This window comes from Pseudomonas sp. 5P_3.1_Bac2 (genome assembly GCF_025465995.1).
GTDB lineage: Bacteria > Pseudomonadota > Gammaproteobacteria > Pseudomonadales > Pseudomonadaceae > Aquipseudomonas.
In genome coordinates this window covers 1-735 of record NZ_JANLNY010000011.1, presented here as the reverse complement: position 1 = coordinate 735, position 735 = coordinate 1, and the positions used below count along the sequence as shown (strand labels likewise).

The following is a 735-nucleotide window of genomic DNA, read 5'->3' as shown; positions in this document are numbered from 1 at the left end:
GCCGACCCAAGCGGCAATTGGACCTTCACCCCGTCCAGCCCGCTGGCCGATGGCGCCGTGGTCAGTGCAGTGGCCAGCGATGCTGCCGGCAACCCGAGCCCAAGCAGCAGCGTGACGGTCGATGCCTTGGCCCCGGCAGCGCCGACTATCAACCTGAGTAACGGCAGCAGCTTGAGCGGTACTGCTGAGATTGGCAGCACCGTGCTGATTAGCGACGCCAGCGGCAACTCGATTGGCGAAGCGCTGGTGGGCCCGAGCGGCACTTGGAGCTATACGCCAAGCCCGGCTCTGGCCAATGGCACTGAAGTGAAGGTGGTGGCCAAGGATGCGGCGGGCAACACCAGCCTAGAAGCCAGCGTCATTGTCGACTCCCTGCCTCCGCCTGCACCGACCATTAACCCAAGCAACGGCCAGACCATCAGCGGCACCGGCGAAAATGGTGCGCTGATCACCCTGACTGACAGCAGCGGCAACCCGCTGGGCACCGTCACCGTGGTGGGTGGTGTGTGGAGCCACACCCTAACCCCGAGCTTGGCCAACGGCACTGTGGTGATCGCCAAAGCCAGTGATGCTACTGGCAACGTCAGCGGCCCGGCTGCGGTTACCGTAGACAGCATCGCCCCTAATGCGCCGGTGATTGCACCGAGTAACGGTGAGCAAATCAGTGGTACCGCTGAGGCCGGTGCGACTATTACCCTGACCGACGCTGGTGGGACCGTGCTGGGTGAAGTGACC

Annotated in this window: 1 protein-coding gene; it reads left to right on the top strand. The window is 64.1% G+C overall.

Features of this window, described 5'->3' with window-relative positions; translation table 11 throughout:
- Positions 1 to 735 (top strand): Ig-like domain-containing protein (locus NTD81_RS09970; protein ID WP_262182093.1); only part of this gene is annotated, 735 nt, incomplete at both ends.